Genomic DNA, 16,967 nt, shown 5'->3' on the forward strand with positions numbered 1-16,967 from the left:
CGATACGCCATATGCTCGTCGTTCAGTGGAGTCTTCCGGCTCATGGTTCGAGAAAACTAGGAACGGCCTCGGTTCGAAAGTCAAAATCTGGGCTTTCGATCGGTTGGACGATTCGGGAGACATCGGCGTGTAGTGAGTAGGGCAGACGCATCACCCTGCGGCGGTCGGCCGTGACAACGGGATCGATTGGAATCTCGTATTCTTCGAGCAGCAGGTCGTTGATCACTTCCCGACTTTGCTCGTCGTAGCGGTGCTTATGGTCGGTATCGAGCAGGTAGATATGACAGCCTTGCCCCGAGTAGACCACCAACGTCTCCGTGGCCGCGAAGTCGTCCTCGAAGATTTCCTGAACGGTGAATCCGTATTCCAGGGCGTCCTCGATGTCCGTGAACGCGTACGGGTAGCCTTCAGGCGCACTGTTGAGGATCCCCGCTGCTCGAAGCTTTTCAGTCTCGACATCGTCGTCGGTCGGGAGGATTACCCGATGAGCCGCTCTCGAATCGACCGTTTTCGCTGCTTTTCCGCGAGCAGGACGGAACAGTCCACGTCGTCCACGATGTCGAGCGCGAGCGACCCCCGGACGAGACGGGAAAGGAGGCCTTCCTCGGTCGCGCCGATGACTAGCAGCGAGCAGTCGCCCGCCGCCCGTTCGATGGCCGCTTCGACGTCCTCGTCGTCCACCACGACGAGATTCGCGTCCTCGATGCCGTGTTCCGTGGCCCAGTCGGCGAGGAACTCTTCGCCCGCGTCACGCGACTCGTCGGTGACGTGGAGGAGCGAGAGTTCGGAGTCGTACTCCGCCTGCAGCATCTGTGCGATGGCCGCGCTGAGCTCGGAGTCCGGCCCACCAGCGGTGGGAACGAGCACGCGACCGGGGTCGAATCCCCTATCTCGGAGAACCACCACGTCGCACGGAAGCCCGTTCGTCAGTTCGTCGATGGCGCTCTCGGCCCGGCCGGGGGAGCCGTGGCTGTCCTCGCCCCACCCCATGACCACGAGGTCCGCGGCGTGGGTTCGGGCCGCGTCGAAAATCTCCTCGAAGGAGCGGTGCGAGAGGATGGTGTGCGTTTCGACGGGGACGCCGAACGTCTCGGCATCCGCGCGCGCTCGTTCGAGGAGTTCGGCCGATTCGGCGTCGAGCTCCTCGACGTGCGCCGCGCCGCTGGCGAGCGGCGTCTGGTCAGGCACCTGCACGATGTGCGTCGCGACGACCGTTCCGTCGCGCTGGCTCGCCACGGCACTGGCGAGCGAGATGAGGTCCGTCTCGTGTTCGGGGTTGGCCAACGGCACCATCACGCGGTAGTCGCCGCCGTCCGGTTTCACCGACGACACGGCGGAGACGGCCGATTCGGGCATCGCCTCCGGTTGACTGAGGACGTAATCCGTGAGGACGCCCTGTTTTTCCGTCTTTCCGCGAGCGTAGAGGAAGTACCACCCGACCGCGCCGACGACGAAGGCGACGGCGAGCAACGGCGCGACGATGTCGGCGGACGCCATGAAGCCGATGAGGCTGAACGAGGTGAGGGCCCCCAGAATCGGCGTGTACGGGTACAGCGGCACGCGATAGTCGGGATGGTAACCATCCGTGTCGGCCTCCCGCATCACGATGAGCGCGACGTTGAGCAGGCCGTAGATGACGAGGTGGAGGACGCTCCCGGCCGTGGCGAGCACCTCCACGTCGCCGATGACGACGAACAGGAGGATGAGGCCGCCCGTGACGCCGATGGAGCGGTACGGGGTGGTGAACCGGTCGTGGATGTCGTTGAGCCAGTTGCTCACCAGTTTGTCCCGGCCCATGGCGAAGTTGATGCGCGAGGACGCGAGAATCGAGGCGTTCGCGCTGGAGGCCGTTGCGAGTAGGCCGCCGAACGTGAGGGCGACCGCCCCGGCCGGACCCATCAGCATGCTCGCCACTTCGACCACCGCGGTGTCGTTGTTCGCCACGACGTCGAGTTCGACCACCGAGAGGAGGACCAGCAACACCAGCGCGTAGATGATCGTCACGATGACGACGCTCCCGATGACGGCGCGGGGAAGGTTCTTCCCGGGGTTCTGAATCTCCTCCCCGACGGACGTGATTTGGACGAAGCCGAGGTACGAGACGAAGATGAGTCCCGTCGTCGGCAACAGCGGCGTGATGCCGTTGGGCGCGAACGGTCGAAGCGTCGAGAGGTCGGCGTGGAACGCGCCCACGACGGAGAACACCGTCAGAATCCCAACGAGCGTCACGACGATGATGTTCTGCAGTCGCCCCGTCTCCTTCGCGCCGACGTAGTTGACGAGGACGAACAGCGACCCGGCCACCAGCGCGCCGAGCTGTGACGGCGAGAGGAAGCCGACCGATGGGACCGACAGGAACTCGGTGACGTACTGGCCGAAGCCCAGCATGTAGAACGCCGAGGCGAATGCCAGTCCCATCCAGTTACCCCACCCCGCGATGGAGCCGAACAGCGGCCCGAGCGCGTGGTTGATGTAGTAGTACGCGCCGCCCGCTTTCGGCATCGCGGTGCCGAGTTCGCTCGCAGAGAAGGCCGTTAGCACCGCGACGCCGCCACCGACGATGAACGAGAGGATGACGAGCGGCCCGGCTTCCGCGGCGGCGACGCCGGGAAGCACGAAGATGCCCGCGCCGATCATCGTCCCGACGCCGATGGTGAGCGCGGCGAGCGGTCCGAGGTCCTTTGCGAGTTCCTCGTCCGCCATCAGTTCGCCTCCGTGTCGGGGAGGACGACTATCGGTCTGTCCGACTTCGTGACGAGCGAGTGCGCCACGTCCCCCGTGAGCAGTTGTATCCATCGATTGCCGTGCCGCGGCGAGAACACGATCGCCGTCGCGTCCACGTCCTCGGCCACGTCGAAGATGGCGTCCGCGATGTCCGTGCCGTAGGTGAGTTTCGTCTCGACCGGAACCCCGGCGGCGTCACAGCGGTCCGTGACGACGGAAAATATCTCGTCCGCACGTTCTTCGCGCTGTTCGACCGACGCCTTGTCGGGAATTCCACCACCCTTCTCGACGACGTGCACTGCGACCACGCGGCCGTCGGCGTCGGCAACGTGGTCGAGCGCCGCGTCGCACGTCGTCTCCGCGTCCTCTTCGGTCACGACCGGGAGGACGATGCGTTCGAACAGCCCCGTCATGTGACGTACCACCCAGTGTCGATCACCTGTCGGGTGTACCGTCGCGTCGGGTCGGTCCAGTGTTCGATATCGGACGTATCTCGAATGGCGTGTCGATGTGTCATGCGTCCCCGTAATCTCCGAGCAAGGTGATAACGACTACGAAACCAGCCACGGACTCACACCTCCACCGCCCAGACCGTCACCGACTCGGAGCAGCCGTACACGTCGCGGAACGCCCGCTCTACGAACTGTGCGATGCGGTTCGCGTCGGCTTTCGCGCTGATGCGCACGTTCGTCCCCTCCGCGTTTTCCGGGCTCTCCAACTGCTCGATTTTGAACGCCGGGAACTCCCGGACCAACTCCGTGAGCGCGTCCAGTTCCTCGTCCGTGCAGTCCACGTTGAGCGTCCGGTCGCCGAACTGTATCCACGGCGGGAGTTCGGTTTCCTCGTCGTCGTCCGTCTCGTCGCTCGTCCCGTTCTCCACCGCGGCCGTCGGTTCCGCTTCGGAATCGAGGTCGGGTTCGGGTTCCGGTTCGAGGTCGGCCACCAGCGTGCAGAAGGCGCTCCCGCGCTCGCGGTGTGCGGTGATGGCGTCCACGACGAGTTTCCGCCGCTCAGTCGGCGTCGAAGCGCTGAATCGAGTCATATCGGATGTTCGTCTTCGGACGACAAAAACCGGGTGCTCCGCTCGGTTTCCGTAAGCCTTTATGCGAGGACGGCGCAGGTGAGTGCATGAACCCGAACATCCTGATTTTGGGTGCTCCCGGTGCTGGGAAAGGGACACAGAGCGCACGAATCGCCGAGGAATTCGACGTGGAACACGTCACGACCGGCGACGCGCTCCGCGCGAACAAGCACATGGAAACGGAGTACGGAACTCCGGCGAGTTACATGGACGAGGGCGAACTCGTCCCCGACGCCGTGGTGAACGAAATCGTTCAGGCTGCGCTCGCCGAGGCCAACGGCTACGTCCTCGATGGCTACCCGCGGAACCTCTCGCAGGCGGAGTACCTGGACGACATCACCGACCTCGACGTCGTTCTGTACCTCGACGTGGACGAGGACGAACTCGTCGGCCGTCTCACCGGCCGCCGTCTCGACCCCGAGACGGGCGACATCTACCACATCGAGTACAATCCCGCCGAGGACGAAGCGGTAAAGGAGCGACTCGTCCAGCGCGACGACGACACCGAGGAGACGGTGCGCGAGCGCCTCCGCGTCTACCGCGAGAACACGGAACCCGTCATCGAGCACTACGAGGAGACGGGCGAACTCGTCCGCATCGACGGCGAGCAGACGCCCGACGAGGTGTGGGACGACATCAAGGAAACGGTCGAAGAAGAGGCCTGAACGCGGCTACTCGAACGACAGTTCTTTTTCCGGCGATTCGCTCGGTTCCGCTTCGAGGAGCGTGCCGAGTCGCCGTTCGAACTCCGCCTCGTCGATGTCGCCGTTGGCGTACCGCGCCCTGAGCATCTCCACGGCGTCGAGCTCCGATTCGTCCTCGTTGCCCTCGACGGCCGTTTCGTCGCCGTCGCGCAGGTACCACACGAGGAATCCGAGAACGGCGACGATTCCGAGGAGGTAGGGTGCTTGCGTAGCGACAACCGTGATGATTCCCGTCAGAAAGATGGCGAACCCTCCCAATACGACCGCACGCCAAAAATCGTGCCCCGGGAGGATTTCACTCAGTTCGCTCATACCCCCGTATTACGTGATAGCTGTAAAAAATTTATCTTCAGTCATGCCGTCGCGCCGGTCGTTTTTCGCGTGTTCGTCGTCGGGACGCTTCGCGTCCGTCCGTGCCGATGGCGAAGGTTGATTAACGCCGAATTCCAAACGTGCTACAATGGCACGGACAGCGCAGAAGGTAGAATCGCTCATCGCCGAGGACCCGGCGATGGCCGACGCCCTCTCGGTCATCTACGAACGGACCGACGAAGGGTCGGATGAAGTCCAATGGCAGGACGTGAGCGACGACCTCACCAGCGGTCAGTGGGGTCGGCTGATAGAGAAGGGTATCCTCGTGGACGGTATCCACGGGTTCGAACTCGCGGACCCCGATGAAGTCGCGGACGCCCTCGACGACTCCGGGTCGGCGACGACCAGCACGACCTCCTCGTCCAGCGACGTGGACGATATCGAGACTACCACGTGGTCGAAGTGGGACAAACTCGCGGCGGTGGCGAGCATCGGTCTGTTCTTGGGCTACTCCCAGAACGGCATCCGCGCCGCCGTCGGGCAGGTCGTCGACGTGGTGCTCGGCCCCATCGACGCCGCGCTCCCGTTCTACGTCGTCATCATGATCGTCGCCATGCTGACCGGACTGTACACCACGCTCCTGCAGGACAACCTGATGGACATGGAGAAGATGAGCATGTATCAGGAGCGCATGAAGGACATCCAGAAGCGCCAGAAGGAGGCGAAGGAGAAGGGCGACGAGCAGGCGATGGAGCGCATCCGACAGGAGCAGATGGAAGCCATGGGCGACCAGACGGGCATGTTCAAAGAGCAGTTCCGCCCGATGGTCTGGACGATGTTCATCACCATCCCTGCCTTCCTCTGGATGTACTGGCGCATCGGCGACCAGACGCCGGCCGTCGTTCCCAATAAATTGATCCTTCCGATGGTCGGCGTGACAGGGTGGTCCGAGGGCGTTATCGGGCCGATGATGGCGTGGATCGTCTGGTACTTCCTGTGCTCGATGGCGTTCACGCAACTCATCCGCAAGGCGTTGAACATCCAGACGACGCCGACGTAAGTTCAAAACCTCTTTCTTGGTGCCCGTTCGAGGGTACATATGTTATTGACCGTCTCAGGCCCACCGGGGAGTGGGAAGAGCACGACTGCGCAAGGACTCGCGGACGCGTTCGGACTGGAACACGTGAGCGGCGGCGACATCTTCCGAGAACTCGCCGCCGAGCGCGACCTGACGCCGCTCGAATTCAACAAGCTGGCCGAAGAGGACGAGGAGATAGACCTCGATTTGGACCGACGCCTCCGCGAAATCGCCACCGAGGAGGACGACATCGTGCTCGAATCCCGACTCGCCGGGTGGCTCGCCGGTGAGCACGCCGACTTCCGAATCTGGCTGGACGCGCCGCTCGACGTGCGCGCGGCCCGCATCGCGGACCGGGAGGACAAAACCGAAAAGCAGGCCGCGACCGAGACCCGCGCCCGTGCAGGCAGTGAGGCCCAACGCTACGAGGAGTACTACGGCATCGACATCACCGACCTCACCATCTACGACTTGAGCATCAACACCGCGCGTTGGAATCCCGACGACGTTCTCGCCATGCTGACGACGGCCGTCGAGAACTACGAACCGGATTCCGACGAGGGCAAGTACCCGATTACCGGCGTCACCTACGACTTCTGATGACGCTTCGCGGCCCACCATCCGAGCGTTCGTCCGCGGAACTCCTCGAATTCGGGGTCATCAACCTCGACAAACCGCCCGGCCCGTCGGCCCATCAGGTCGCGGCGTGGGTTCGGGACCTCTGCGAGGTCGAGCAGGCGGCCCACGCGGGCACCCTCGACCCCAAGGTCACCGGGTGTCTGCCGACGCTGACCGGCTCGGCCACCCGCCTCTCGCAGGTCTTCCTCGAAGGTTCGAAGGAGTACGTGTCGGTCCTCGAACTGCACGAGACGGCTCCGGCCGACATCGAGGCCATCGTCTCCGAGTTCGAGGCACCGCTGTATCAGAAGCCGCCGCGGAAGAGCGCCGTCTCGCGGAAGCTTCGCGTGCGCGAGATTTACGAGTTGGAGGTACTGGAAGTACAGGACAGAAAGGCGCTCCTCGGGATTCGGTGCGAGAGTGGAACCTACATCCGAAAGCTCTGTCACGACATCGGCCTCGCGCTCGGAACCGGGGCGCACATGGGCCACCTCCGCCGGACGGCGACCGACCCGTTCGACGACACCGACCTCGTGACCCTCCACGACCTCTCGGACGCGCTGGCGCGCTGGCGGGAGGAGGACGAGGACGATTGGCTTCGGGAAATCGTCCGACCCGCGGAGGACGCCCTGACCCACCTCCCGAGCGTGACCATCGCCCCGAGCGCCGCCGAGCAGGTCGCACACGGCGCACAGGTGTATGCGCCGGGCGTCATCGAGGCGGAGGAGGCCGAACGGGAGCAACTCGTCGCCTGTCACACGCCGAACGGCGCGGCGGTCTGTCTCGGCCGAATGGTCGGCGACGCGGACGCCGAGACGGGGACCGTGGTCGAACTGGAGCGCGTGTTGGTCTGAGCGTCGAAGTCCACCACGTCGAACGCGTGGTCCAGCCGGATTTCGTGCGAAGATCGTCTCGTTGAGCCATCCGTCTTTCCAACACATTTCGAGTGGAAAAATGGTCTGGTGGTGTGAATTAGAAACCGCGCCGGTCGTCTAATAGTAAACAAAAGGTTTACTTCCGATGGCGTTCAATAATCACTTGTTCCAATCATCCACGGGTGAGGCAATTCACTCATCCGTACTGCTAACTACATAGAATCATCTCTATCCCACTCCACAGGTGCCGACAATCGTCATTCTTTTACAGACAGTATGTATATAAGGAGATGATGGCGTTATGCCATCACCCGTAGGATGATTGGAACAATCCTCGCGGGTCTGGTTAGCTCAAAGACGGCAATGTGGGCGGTGACGACCGTTCTTCGCATTATCGCCATTGCCGTAGCCCTAATCAGGCTTAAGCGGGAGTAGTGCCGTAAGGTCGCTCCCTATGGTAAACCGGGTGTGATGACGTGTCACTCCCCGGGGAAGATAGGAAGCTGCGTGCGCGATTCAGTTTCGCGCGAATCATCCTACGGGATTTCAATACTCCTGAGCAACCGGTGTACTTTCGAACGGGGAAGTCCGCCATTCCGGAGTACGGATGTTTTAACGATTATCACTCTCGTTCATCTATCCGTTGCGAGATAGACGGTGACTCCTTTTTATTCGAGGAACGCACGGGTTTACCGTTATTCCGCCATCGCTTCCTCCCCTGCCGGTTCACGCTGCTTTTTGTCTCCTGCCGAACACCACCCGGTATGCAAGTCGGCACCGCGGAATCTGCGCCCGGCGAACTCGTCACCGGATGGTTGGACGTCACCGACCTTCCGACAGGAACGCCCGAACGCCTCCCCGTCCTCATCGCGGAGGGGGAGGAGGACGGCCCGACGCTTTGGATTACGGCGTCGATTCACGGCAACGAGGTGACCGCCCTCGCCACCGCGCAGGACGTTATGCATGAGGAGTTGGCGTCGAAGATTCGCGGGACGGTCGTCTGTCTCCCAAATTTGAATCCCGCCGGACTCCGCCGGACGACCCGCGCCTCCTACTACCACGGTGACGATCCGAATCGCTATTTCCCCGACCCGGACGCGGACGGGTCGCGTCCCGCGCGCGTGCAGGAACTCATCGACGAACGGGTGTTCGACGCCTTCGCCGACTCGGCGGATGCGCTCGTGGACCTCCACACCGCGCAGGTCGGGTCGATTCCGTTCGTGATTCGGGACAGGGTGCTTTACGGAACTCAGCGCGACGAGGACGAAGCCAACGACCTTGCCGACGAACTCGAACGCCTCGTGGACGCCTACGACTTCCCGGTCATCAACGAGTACGTGGCCGAGGAGTACGTCGAGCAGAACCTCCAGCGCTCGACGGCGGGTGCGGCGCTGAACAACGCCGGAATTCCCGCGTTCACGGTCGAACTCGGCGGCTTCGAGGTCGTCGAGGAGGACACCCGCGAGAAGGGCGTCGTCGGCCTGTTGAACGTCATGCGCGAACTCGATATGCTACCCGGCGACGCGGAACCGACGGGACTCGCCGCGCCCGTCGACTTCCCGGTCAAGCGCGCGGTCCATCCGCACACCGAAACGGCCGGAATCGTTCGCCACCGCGTCGAGGCGGGGGACACCTTCGAAGAGGGGGACGTCATCGCGGACATCGTGACGCCGCACGGCGAACCGAAGGCGACGGTCGAAACGGACCACGACGGCTACGTCGTCGGGCGCTATCACGGCGTCGCGGCCTACGAGAACGACCCGCTCGCGAGTCTGGCGGTGCGGGACGACGGCGACGTGGTAGTCCCACGCTCGCAGGAGTGAAACGAAGGGCTTAACATAGGCACTCTCCTTTTGCAGAATGTAGCGGGACCGTGGGGTAGTGGTATCCTCTGCGGATGGGGTCCGTAGGACTCGAGTTCGACTCTCGGCGGTCCCATACTTCTGTTGGGAGCAGGAAAGGCGAGCGAAGCGACCCTTTCCGTGGTCGCTCATCCGTCAACGACGCTCGTACGCTGACGGATTACTTCGGAGTTCGATGTACCGTGTTGTTCTGTGAGTGTCGAGAATGTCTGGGTATTACCACCATTGGACATATTTGTTTCCAGAGTTTATAATATTAAGAGAAGATTAAGATATCGCTGGTACAACCAGTTAGATATGTCGAAAGAAAACCCACCGGAGCGGCCGGTAGGGATGGCAGACGCGACGCCCTCCATCGAAATCTCTACGACGATTTGTCGTTCGACGAACTCGAATCGTCGCCGACGTTCACGCCCGAGATGGCAAAGGAGTTCTTCCCGGTCCACCGCGAGGAGCCGATCGACACGATGGGCGGGCCGGTCGTCATCGAATGCGCCTACCCCGGATGGCAGGCCGGCGGCGAGCACTACCCCGCCGTCCCGGACACGCTCGAAGAACAGAGTCTGGGACTCATCGAGGGTATCGAGGCGGGTGCCGCCGCGGTGCACGTCCACCCGCGAAACGAGGAGCGGCGGCCCCAGTGGGAGAGTCCGGAACTGCTCGCCGAGGTGCTGGACCCCGTGTTCGAGGCGTGCGGTGAGGTGATTACGACGAGTCAGACGTGGATGACCGGCCCGCACGCCGATTACGTGACGGCGACGGAGAAACTGCTCCGCATGGGCGACGGGAACAAGTACTGCCAGGGTTCGGTCGTCCTCCCGATGGGGTTGTTCGGCACTGGTACCTATCACTCTCCGTCGGCCATCACGGAGGGCGTTCGGTTCTTCCAAGAAAACGGGGTCAAACCGGTGTTCCAGTTGTACGACACGCACGTCCTCTACGACTTGAAACATCGACTGTTCGAGAAGGGCGAGGTGGAGGAAGATTCGCACATGCTGAACCTCTATCTGGGCGCACACCACTCCCAGACGACGAACAACGACCCATGGTCGTACCTCAACGTCATCTCCTCCATCTACAACACCCGCGAGACTATCGACGACGCCATCGTCGGCGTCAACCCCGGCGGGCGAAACTGGCTTCCGACGCTCGTCCTCGGACTGCTCGCGGGTGCGAACGTTGTCCGCGTCGGTATCGAGGACACCTACTGGCGATACCCGCACCGGAACGAGGTGATTCAGGACAACACCGAAATCATCGAACTCGCCGTGCAGTTCGCCGAGCTGCTCGGCCGAGAGGTCATCACGGACCCCGACCAGGCCCGCGACTTTCTCGGCTTGGAGTACACCTCGCCACGCTGATGTCGGGTGTCGGCTACTGCCACGAAACCACGTACGTCACCAGCTGCATCTCGTCTCTCGACCCCCGAAATACCGCCTCGACGTCGGCGTCCTCGTCACCCCACGTCTCGACGACGCCGGTGATGAGACCCTTGTTCAACTCCGGTGGATACGGATTCACGCACACCATTCGTCCCTCGGTTTCGCCCGTCTTCTCGAATTCGTAGTAGCCGACCTCCCCGCCGCGGTGGTTCGTCTGGCACACGTCGTCCACGCTCGAGAGGGCGCTCTCCACCGAATCGACCTCCGACGGCCACTCTACGACGTCGGGTATCTTCGTCCCTATCTTCGTCACCGTCTTCGGTCCGACCGTCTCGGCCAGTTCGTCGAACGCGTCGAGATACGACTCCATCGGATACCACTCGCCGGGTTGTGGTTTCGGGATTCCGTTCTCTTCGAGGATGGAAAGCGCCCGCCGCTCGTACGCATCGGAGAAAGACCCGACTCCGCTGACGATGGAAGAAACCACTCGCCCTTCTACTTCGATGCTACTGATGTCCGTTCCGCGTCGTTCCGAAATATACACACGAGGATAGTTTTCATCTGTAGAATATTTGTTTTATCATAAGAAAATATAAAATAGAATTCGGTTGATAACTGGCGTGCGCTCGATCACCACGAAACGTCGAACGTTCGTTTGCTCGCCGTTTCGTCCCGCTCGACTTCGACGAATGCGCCGCTGTCGTTGAACTTCTTGACGATACCTTCGACGATTCCTTGGTCCATCGGCGACGGGTACGGAGTCTCACAGATCATTCGTCCCTCCGTTTCGCCGGTCTTCTCGAACTCGTAGTAGCCGACGTCTCCACCGCGGTGATACATCTGATACACGTCGTCGAGCCCGGTCAATCCGGCCTCTACGGAGTCGATTTGTGGTGGCCACTCTACGGTTTCGGGAATCTCCTTCCCGATGGTCTTGACGGTTCGCGGGCCGATACCGTCGACGAGTTCGTCGAGCGACTCTATCGCTGCCAGGAGCGAGTACCATTCTCCCTCCTGTGGTTCGGGAACACCGTTTTTGTCCAACACGTCGAGAACGCGCTTCCGATACGCTTCCGATAGCCGAGAGACAGCCTGCACGACGGATGTGAGAGAGTCTCCTTTTACCTGCGTGTTTGCCGCTGCCATTTGAGGCATGAAAATTATTTTATAAAAGTATGTTAAATAAATTACTATTATCAGATTAAATAACTAGAAATAGTAAATATTTTGTAATCACGGGGTGGGAAAGCAAGCGGAGAGAACTCCTGACTCATACAATATATGCTTCCTACCCTTGTTGTTTGATATCATATATGTGGGTCTCTAGGTTTATTATTTACAATATTCTAATTCTTAATGTGAATTCCGATGGCGAACCGTTTGAATCCTCGTCGGACGATGAAACGTACGAAATCGAGGATGTGGCGTTCATCGGGCGAACGTTCGAGGAGTACGTTCGAATGTTCGATCTCGACCTCCAGCGACTCGACGGGGGGCGGATACTCGACTGTCCCTCCGGCGCGTGTGCGTTCGTCGCGGAAGCGACCCAACGGGGACTCTCTGCGGTCGGCGCGGACATCATGTATCGGGGCGACTACGGCGACCTCGATACGCGCGGCGATCTCGACATCGAGATGGCACTCGAGGGGTTCGACGACGCGGAGGAGTTGTTCGAGTGGGACTACTACGGCGACGTTGACGGCCTTCGAGACCACTGGACCGAGGCCTACGAGACGTTCTTGAACGACTACCCCGCCGGACTCGCCTCCGGTCGGTACGTTCCCGCCAAACTTCCCGACCTCCCGTTCGAGGACGACGCGTTCACGCACACGCTCTCGGCGCATTTGCTCTTCCTGTACGCCGACCGGCTGAGCCACGAATTCCACATCGAGTCGCTCCGCGAACTCGCTCGCGTCACCGCCGAAGAAGTTCGCGTCTACCCTCTCGCGGACTTCGAGGGGACGCCGTACCCGCGGCTGGACGACCTCCTCGATTCCCTTCGGTCGGACGGGTACGGCGTCGAGATTCGCTCCGTTCCGTTCGAGTTCCAACGCGGTGCGACGGAAATCCTCGTCATCGACTGTGCCTGATTTTCTTCCAAAACAGGAAATCCAAATATACTTCCCACGGCAGGGAAGACAGTTGGCCATGAGCCGGACCGTTGCTGTCGCACATTATCCGGAAGGCGCGGGGCACGCGACCCGGATGCTTGCGGTGGCACAAGCATTGGAAGGGCCGGAGACGGATGTCGTCCTCGCAGGCGGTGGTCCGGGGTCCCAGTTCATCGAGCACAACGGCTACGAGGTCTACCGTCCGGCGACGGTCGATTACATCGGTGACTATCAGGGCGGGTCGATTCTCGACGTGGTGACTCGAAGCGTTCCGAACAGCGGTCGGCGGGTGTTCGACTTCGTTCGATGGCTCCGCCGCGAAGACCCCGCCGCCCTCGTGACGGACGACATGTTCGCCGCGATGGCGGCCCACTGCACCGATACGCCGCTGTACGTTCTCACCCACAACGCCGCATCCTACTACGACGCCGCCATCGAAGAGGTGTTCACGTGGATTCTCAACCGCTACCAGATTTCGGTGTCTCACGCGTTCTTCTATCCCGCCGTGTGGCCGCCGGACCGCGGCGACCCGCCGGGCGTCGTCCACATCCCTCCCATCGCCCTCGAACCCAACGGCGAGGAGCCTCCCGACGACATCGACGTGCTCCTCGTTCCGAGCACCTACACGACCAACTTCGCGGAACTCGCCCGCGCCCTCGAAGACGACGGCAACGACGTGACCCTCGTCGGTCACGACGGCTGGGAGTCGGTGCCGTCGCTCCTTCCGTGGATTCAGGCCGCGAACGTCGTCGTCTGCTCGGGCTACTCCACCGTGATGGAGGCCGCCGTCGCCGGGACGCCCTGTATCATCTACCCGTTCACCGACGAGCAACACGGCGTCTCGCGGGTCATCGAACGCCGCGGCCTTCGCGGGTTCCAAATCGAGCACTCGATTCCGCACGTCACCCGCGCGGTACGCCATCCCCCCGAATCACCCGAGTACGAAAACGGCGCGGACCGCGCGGCGGAGTACGTTTTGGACCACATGGGGTAGCTCGTTTTCGACGGCTCGTGTGATAGCACGGTAATTTGCCACTGCCGAAATCGCCATCCCGCTCTCGACTGACCGCTAGGTATGGTACAGGTGACGGTCGGGGGGCGACTCCACTTCGGCTTTCAGAACCTCTCGCTCGCCCACGAACGACTGTACGGCGGGTTGGGAGTCGCTCTTTCCTCGCCGACCGTCTCCGTCGAGGCGACACCGGCGGACGAGGTGCGCTGTGACGACCCGTGTGCACGCGAGTACGCGAGCAGGGCCACGGACTTGCTCTCCGTCGCCGGCGCGGACGTTCGAGTTCACCGGACGCTGCCGAGACACGTCGGACTCGGGAGCGGGACGCAACTCGCGCTGGCCGTCTTCGCCGCCGTCGCCCACGCCTACGGCGACGACCCGGCGGTCCGCGAGCACGCGCCCGCCCTCGACAGGGCGGGGAGGAGCGGCATCGGCGTCTCGGCGTTCGAGCGCGGCGGTTTCGTCGTTGACGCCGGACATCCCACGGAACGCTTTACCACGGCTCGTCCCGCACGCGGCGACTGGTCAGTTCCCCCCGTCGTCGCGCGACACGACGTTCCCGACGACTGGCGATTCGTGCTCGTCCTCCCGGACGCCGAACCCGGCCGGAGCGGCGACGACGAGGACGCGAGCATGCGCTCGGTCGTCGAACGCGCGGACCCGACAATCGCCGAGGACGTCTCCTCGATACTCCTCCGTCGGGTGCTTCCGGCGATTGCGGATGGGGACCCGGACCGGTTCGGCAGTGCGGTCGCCGAGGTCGGTCGCCGAAACGGCGCGTGGTACGCCGACGAACAGGGCGGCGTCTATCGGCCACCCGTCGGCGAACTCGTCACCGCCATGGAATCCTCCCCGGCGGTGTTCGGTGCCGGGCAGTCGTCGTGGGGACCCGCGGTGTACGGCGTGACCACGCGGACGTTGGCCGACGGAGCCGTCGAGGCGGCTCGAAACGCGCTCGATTCCGCGGGTGTCGCCGGAGACGTGTTGCTCACTTCACCCCGAAACGCCGGAGCGAGCGTAAACGGTAAGCGTCAGGAATGAGAGGGGAACGCATGGACCGCATCCCGTTCGGCGTCTCGCAGTTCGACTCGCTCATCGGCGGGGGGTCCCCGCCGGGGAGCGTCGTCTTGTTGGCTGGCGACGCCGGGGCAGGCACACGCGAGTTCGCGTACACGAGCGCGACCATCAACGCCCTCGGTCACGTCGATTCCGACCTGTTCGAACTTCACTACGGGCCGATAGACTCGCACTCGGACCTCCCCGACGAAGTTCACTACGTCTCCTTTACCGCCAACGAACCCGAAATATTCGACGAACTCACGCACACCATCGACGAGACGCTCATCGGTCCGGCGGCGGACGCCATCTCGTTCGAGGACCTCTCGGCCGAGTACTTCCAACTGAGTCCGATTCCGAACGACTGGTACGTCGAGAAGCGTCGCACCATCACCGACCTCGGGAGCAGTCACGACCGCCGCGGCGTCCTCGAAGCGCTCGGCGAATACCACTCCGAGAACGCGCCCCGAAACCTCGTCGTCGTCGATTCGCTGACCGACCTCTCGTCGCTTCCGGACGAGCAGGTGGATTGGAACCAGATGGTCATGCTCCTCAAGGGCATGAAGAAGGCGGCCAAGGCGTGGGGCGGCCTGATACTCGTCCTCGTCGCACAAGAGAGTCTGACGGAGCGCCAGATGGGTGCCCTGATGAGCGCGACAGACGGCACCATCACCTTCGAGTGGGAGAGCGGCGGCAACGAGCGCGCTCGAACCATGTTCGTCCGCGAGTACCGCGGCGTCCTCTCGCGCATCGAGGAAGAGAGCATCATTCGCTTCGAAACGGAGATACAGAGCGACGGGTTGGACATCAGCAACGTTCGCAAGATTCGATAGCGTCCATACGCTCGCCTCGACCATCGTTTCAAAATTCGCTCTTCTTTTCCGGTATCCCCCTCCCGTCGAGGCGAAACGTTAAGTCAACGCTGTGAGAAATAGGTATTCACCCGAATGGAGAGCGAAGACGCGGGTCACGTCCCAGCGGAAGAGATTCCGGCAGCGGTCGACCAGTGGCTAACCAACACGGCCGACGAACTCGGCATCTCCCGCCAGCGCCTCCTCTCCGAACTGGTCGCGGGGCACGGGACGCTCCACGAGAGGAACGGTTCCGACGAAAGGCTCGCCGAACTCCGCGACGATTTCATGGAGAAGTTGACCGACGTGCGCGAGCGCGTCGTCCAGATAAAGCGCGAAACCGACGATAAGGCCCCGGAAGACCACGACCACCCCGAACTCCGCGGCGAACTCGCCGGTCTTCACGACGAACTCGCCGACCTCCGTCGCACGGTGGACGACGGGGACGGCGACGACCTCGAACCGGAACTCGACGCCCTCCGTGAACGAGTGGCCGAGAACCGGAAACGACTGGACTCCGGATTCGAGAACTACGAGGCGGTGCTCGACTACCTCACCGAGACGACCGACGAACTGGACGAGCGACTCGACGTCCTCGCGCGTGCGCTCGTTTCCGTCCGCGACCAAGCGCGCACGCTCGCCGCACAAAACGCGACGCGGGCGGCCACCGCCGAACTCGACCGGACCGCCAACTGTCACGGCATTACGAGCGCCAAGTGCGCCGAGTGCGAGACGAGCGTGACCATCGCGCTGCTGACCGAACCCGCCTGCCCGCACTGTGGCGCGACGTTCGAGGACATCGACCCCAAGCAGGGCTTTTTCGGGTCGAACTGGCTCGTCGTGGGGCGTCCGCCCGCGCTGGAAGGCGACACCACCGACCCGGACTTCGAATCGCGGTCGAAGTCCGATGTTGACCTCGACCCCGACCTCAACTTCGACGGCGGCCTCGACCCCGACTCCGACCTCGACGTTGACGACCTCTTGAACGAGGTGATGGGCGAGTGAGCGACCGACCGCCCGGGGACGACCGGGACGAACCCCTCGCCGACCTCGCCGCCGACATCGAGGAGCGCCAGAAGCGAAAGTCCACGCCGGTCGATGACGCCTCTCGAGAAGTTGACGTCGGCGACGTCGATATCGACGAACTCTGGGCGGACCTGTTGCACGAGGACAGCGGCGAACTCGTCGTGAGCGCCCCCCGAGAGGCGGGTCGGGACGACCGCGACGTTCGCACGATTCCGAAAGCGACCTGCCACGGCTGTCCGCACGTCGGCGACCCGCCGACCCTCCACTGTACCCAC

Annotated in this window: 18 protein-coding genes, 1 tRNA gene and 1 pseudogene; 13 read left to right on the top strand and 7 right to left on the bottom strand. The window is 62.7% G+C overall.

Annotated elements, in window-relative coordinates; all coding sequences use genetic code 11:
- Positions 1-40: 40 nt before the first annotated feature.
- The 4 genes and pseudogenes from BG842_RS14725 to BG842_RS14740 all read right to left on the bottom strand — a co-directional run.
- A pseudogene (locus BG842_RS14725) lies at positions 41-442 on the bottom strand (DNA primase); the annotation flags it as partial.
- A 35-nt stretch (positions 443-477) separates the two neighbouring features.
- Positions 478-2,703 (bottom strand): amino acid permease, encoded by a 2,226-nt coding sequence (locus BG842_RS14730; protein WP_069451328.1) that lies wholly within the window; start codon positions 2,701-2,703, stop codon positions 478-480.
- Positions 2,703-3,137, bottom strand: a complete 435-nt coding sequence (locus BG842_RS14735; RefSeq protein ID WP_069451329.1) for a universal stress protein — start codon at positions 3,135-3,137, stop codon at positions 2,703-2,705. Before BG842_RS14735 ends, BG842_RS14730 begins: the two co-directional genes overlap by 1 nt.
- 158 nt (positions 3,138-3,295) lie before the next feature.
- Entirely contained in the window at positions 3,296-3,766 is a 471-nt protein-coding gene (locus BG842_RS14740; protein ID WP_069451330.1) for a hypothetical protein, read from the bottom strand.
- Between the two features lie 86 nt (positions 3,767-3,852).
- On the opposite strand from BG842_RS14740, the gene BG842_RS14745 reads away from it, so the two are divergent.
- Positions 3,853-4,470: an adenylate kinase gene (locus tag BG842_RS14745; RefSeq protein ID WP_069451331.1), complete on the top strand. Its 618-nt coding sequence runs from the start codon at positions 3,853-3,855 to the stop codon at positions 4,468-4,470.
- 6 nt (positions 4,471-4,476) lie between these two features.
- On the opposite strand, the gene BG842_RS14750 is transcribed toward BG842_RS14745, so the two are convergent.
- Positions 4,477-4,821: an SHOCT domain-containing protein gene (locus tag BG842_RS14750; RefSeq protein ID WP_069451332.1), complete on the bottom strand. Its 345-nt coding sequence runs from the start codon at positions 4,819-4,821 to the stop codon at positions 4,477-4,479.
- A gap of 148 nt (positions 4,822-4,969) precedes the next feature.
- On the opposite strand from BG842_RS14750, the gene BG842_RS14755 reads away from it, so the two are divergent.
- From BG842_RS14755 to BG842_RS14780, 6 genes are all read left to right on the top strand, one after another.
- Positions 4,970-5,881, top strand: coding sequence for a DUF106 domain-containing protein (locus BG842_RS14755; protein WP_069451333.1), 912 nt, complete (start codon positions 4,970-4,972; stop codon positions 5,879-5,881).
- Positions 5,882-5,920: 39 nt separating this feature from the next.
- Positions 5,921-6,499 carry a (d)CMP kinase gene (gene cmk / locus BG842_RS14760; protein WP_069451334.1) on the top strand — a complete coding sequence of 193 codons (579 nt, stop codon included), beginning with the start codon at positions 5,921-5,923 and terminating at the stop codon, positions 6,497-6,499.
- Positions 6,499-7,371, top strand: coding sequence for an RNA-guided pseudouridylation complex pseudouridine synthase subunit Cbf5 (locus tag BG842_RS14765; protein WP_069451335.1), 873 nt, complete (start codon positions 6,499-6,501; stop codon positions 7,369-7,371). Before cmk ends, BG842_RS14765 begins: the two co-directional genes overlap by 1 nt.
- 785 nt (positions 7,372-8,156) lie before the next feature.
- On the top strand, positions 8,157-9,215 hold the full coding sequence (locus tag BG842_RS14770; protein WP_069451336.1) for a succinylglutamate desuccinylase/aspartoacylase family protein: 1,059 nt from the start codon (positions 8,157-8,159) through the stop codon (positions 9,213-9,215).
- A gap of 44 nt (positions 9,216-9,259) precedes the next feature.
- Positions 9,260-9,330 (top strand) — tRNA-Pro (locus tag BG842_RS14775).
- A 298-nt stretch (positions 9,331-9,628) separates the two neighbouring features.
- A complete protein-coding gene (locus BG842_RS14780) occupies positions 9,629-10,615 on the top strand; it encodes a 3-keto-5-aminohexanoate cleavage protein (RefSeq protein WP_254663191.1) in 987 nt (328 codons plus the stop codon).
- 13 nt (positions 10,616-10,628) lie between these two features.
- Here BG842_RS14780 and BG842_RS14785 read toward each other — a convergent pair whose 3' ends face one another.
- Positions 10,629-11,123, bottom strand: a complete 495-nt coding sequence (locus tag BG842_RS14785) for a DUF2378 family protein (RefSeq protein WP_254663192.1) — start codon at positions 11,121-11,123, stop codon at positions 10,629-10,631.
- Between the two features lie 143 nt (positions 11,124-11,266).
- The gene (locus BG842_RS14790; RefSeq protein ID WP_139136134.1) at positions 11,267-11,782 is read right to left on the bottom strand and encodes a hypothetical protein; all 516 of its coding nucleotides are present in this window, start codon (positions 11,780-11,782) and stop codon (positions 11,267-11,269) included.
- A 212-nt stretch (positions 11,783-11,994) separates the two neighbouring features.
- Here BG842_RS14790 and BG842_RS14795 point away from each other — a divergent pair, with 212 nt between their 5' ends.
- From BG842_RS14795 to BG842_RS14820, 6 genes are all read left to right on the top strand, one after another.
- Positions 11,995-12,726: a hypothetical protein gene (locus tag BG842_RS14795; RefSeq protein ID WP_069451340.1), complete on the top strand. Its 732-nt coding sequence runs from the start codon at positions 11,995-11,997 to the stop codon at positions 12,724-12,726.
- Positions 12,727-12,784: 58 nt separating this feature from the next.
- Positions 12,785-13,741, top strand: a complete 957-nt coding sequence (locus BG842_RS14800; RefSeq protein ID WP_069451341.1) for a glycosyltransferase — start codon at positions 12,785-12,787, stop codon at positions 13,739-13,741.
- An 81-nt stretch (positions 13,742-13,822) separates the two neighbouring features.
- The gene (locus BG842_RS14805; RefSeq protein WP_069451342.1) at positions 13,823-14,800 is read left to right on the top strand and encodes a beta-ribofuranosylaminobenzene 5'-phosphate synthase family protein; all 978 of its coding nucleotides are present in this window, start codon (positions 13,823-13,825) and stop codon (positions 14,798-14,800) included.
- Between the two features lie 11 nt (positions 14,801-14,811).
- The gene (locus BG842_RS14810) at positions 14,812-15,648 is read left to right on the top strand and encodes an HTR-like protein (protein ID WP_069451343.1); all 837 of its coding nucleotides are present in this window, start codon (positions 14,812-14,814) and stop codon (positions 15,646-15,648) included.
- A gap of 114 nt (positions 15,649-15,762) precedes the next feature.
- Positions 15,763-16,671 carry a hypothetical protein gene (locus tag BG842_RS14815; RefSeq protein ID WP_069451344.1) on the top strand — a complete coding sequence of 303 codons (909 nt, stop codon included), beginning with the start codon at positions 15,763-15,765 and terminating at the stop codon, positions 16,669-16,671.
- The coding region (locus tag BG842_RS14820) for a hypothetical protein (protein WP_069451345.1) at positions 16,668-16,967 on the top strand (300 nt) is incomplete at its 3' end. The genes BG842_RS14815 and BG842_RS14820, both read left to right, overlap by 4 nt.

This window comes from Haladaptatus sp. W1, from assembly GCF_001723155.1.
Lineage (GTDB): Archaea > Halobacteriota > Halobacteria > Halobacteriales > Haladaptataceae > Haladaptatus > Haladaptatus paucihalophilus.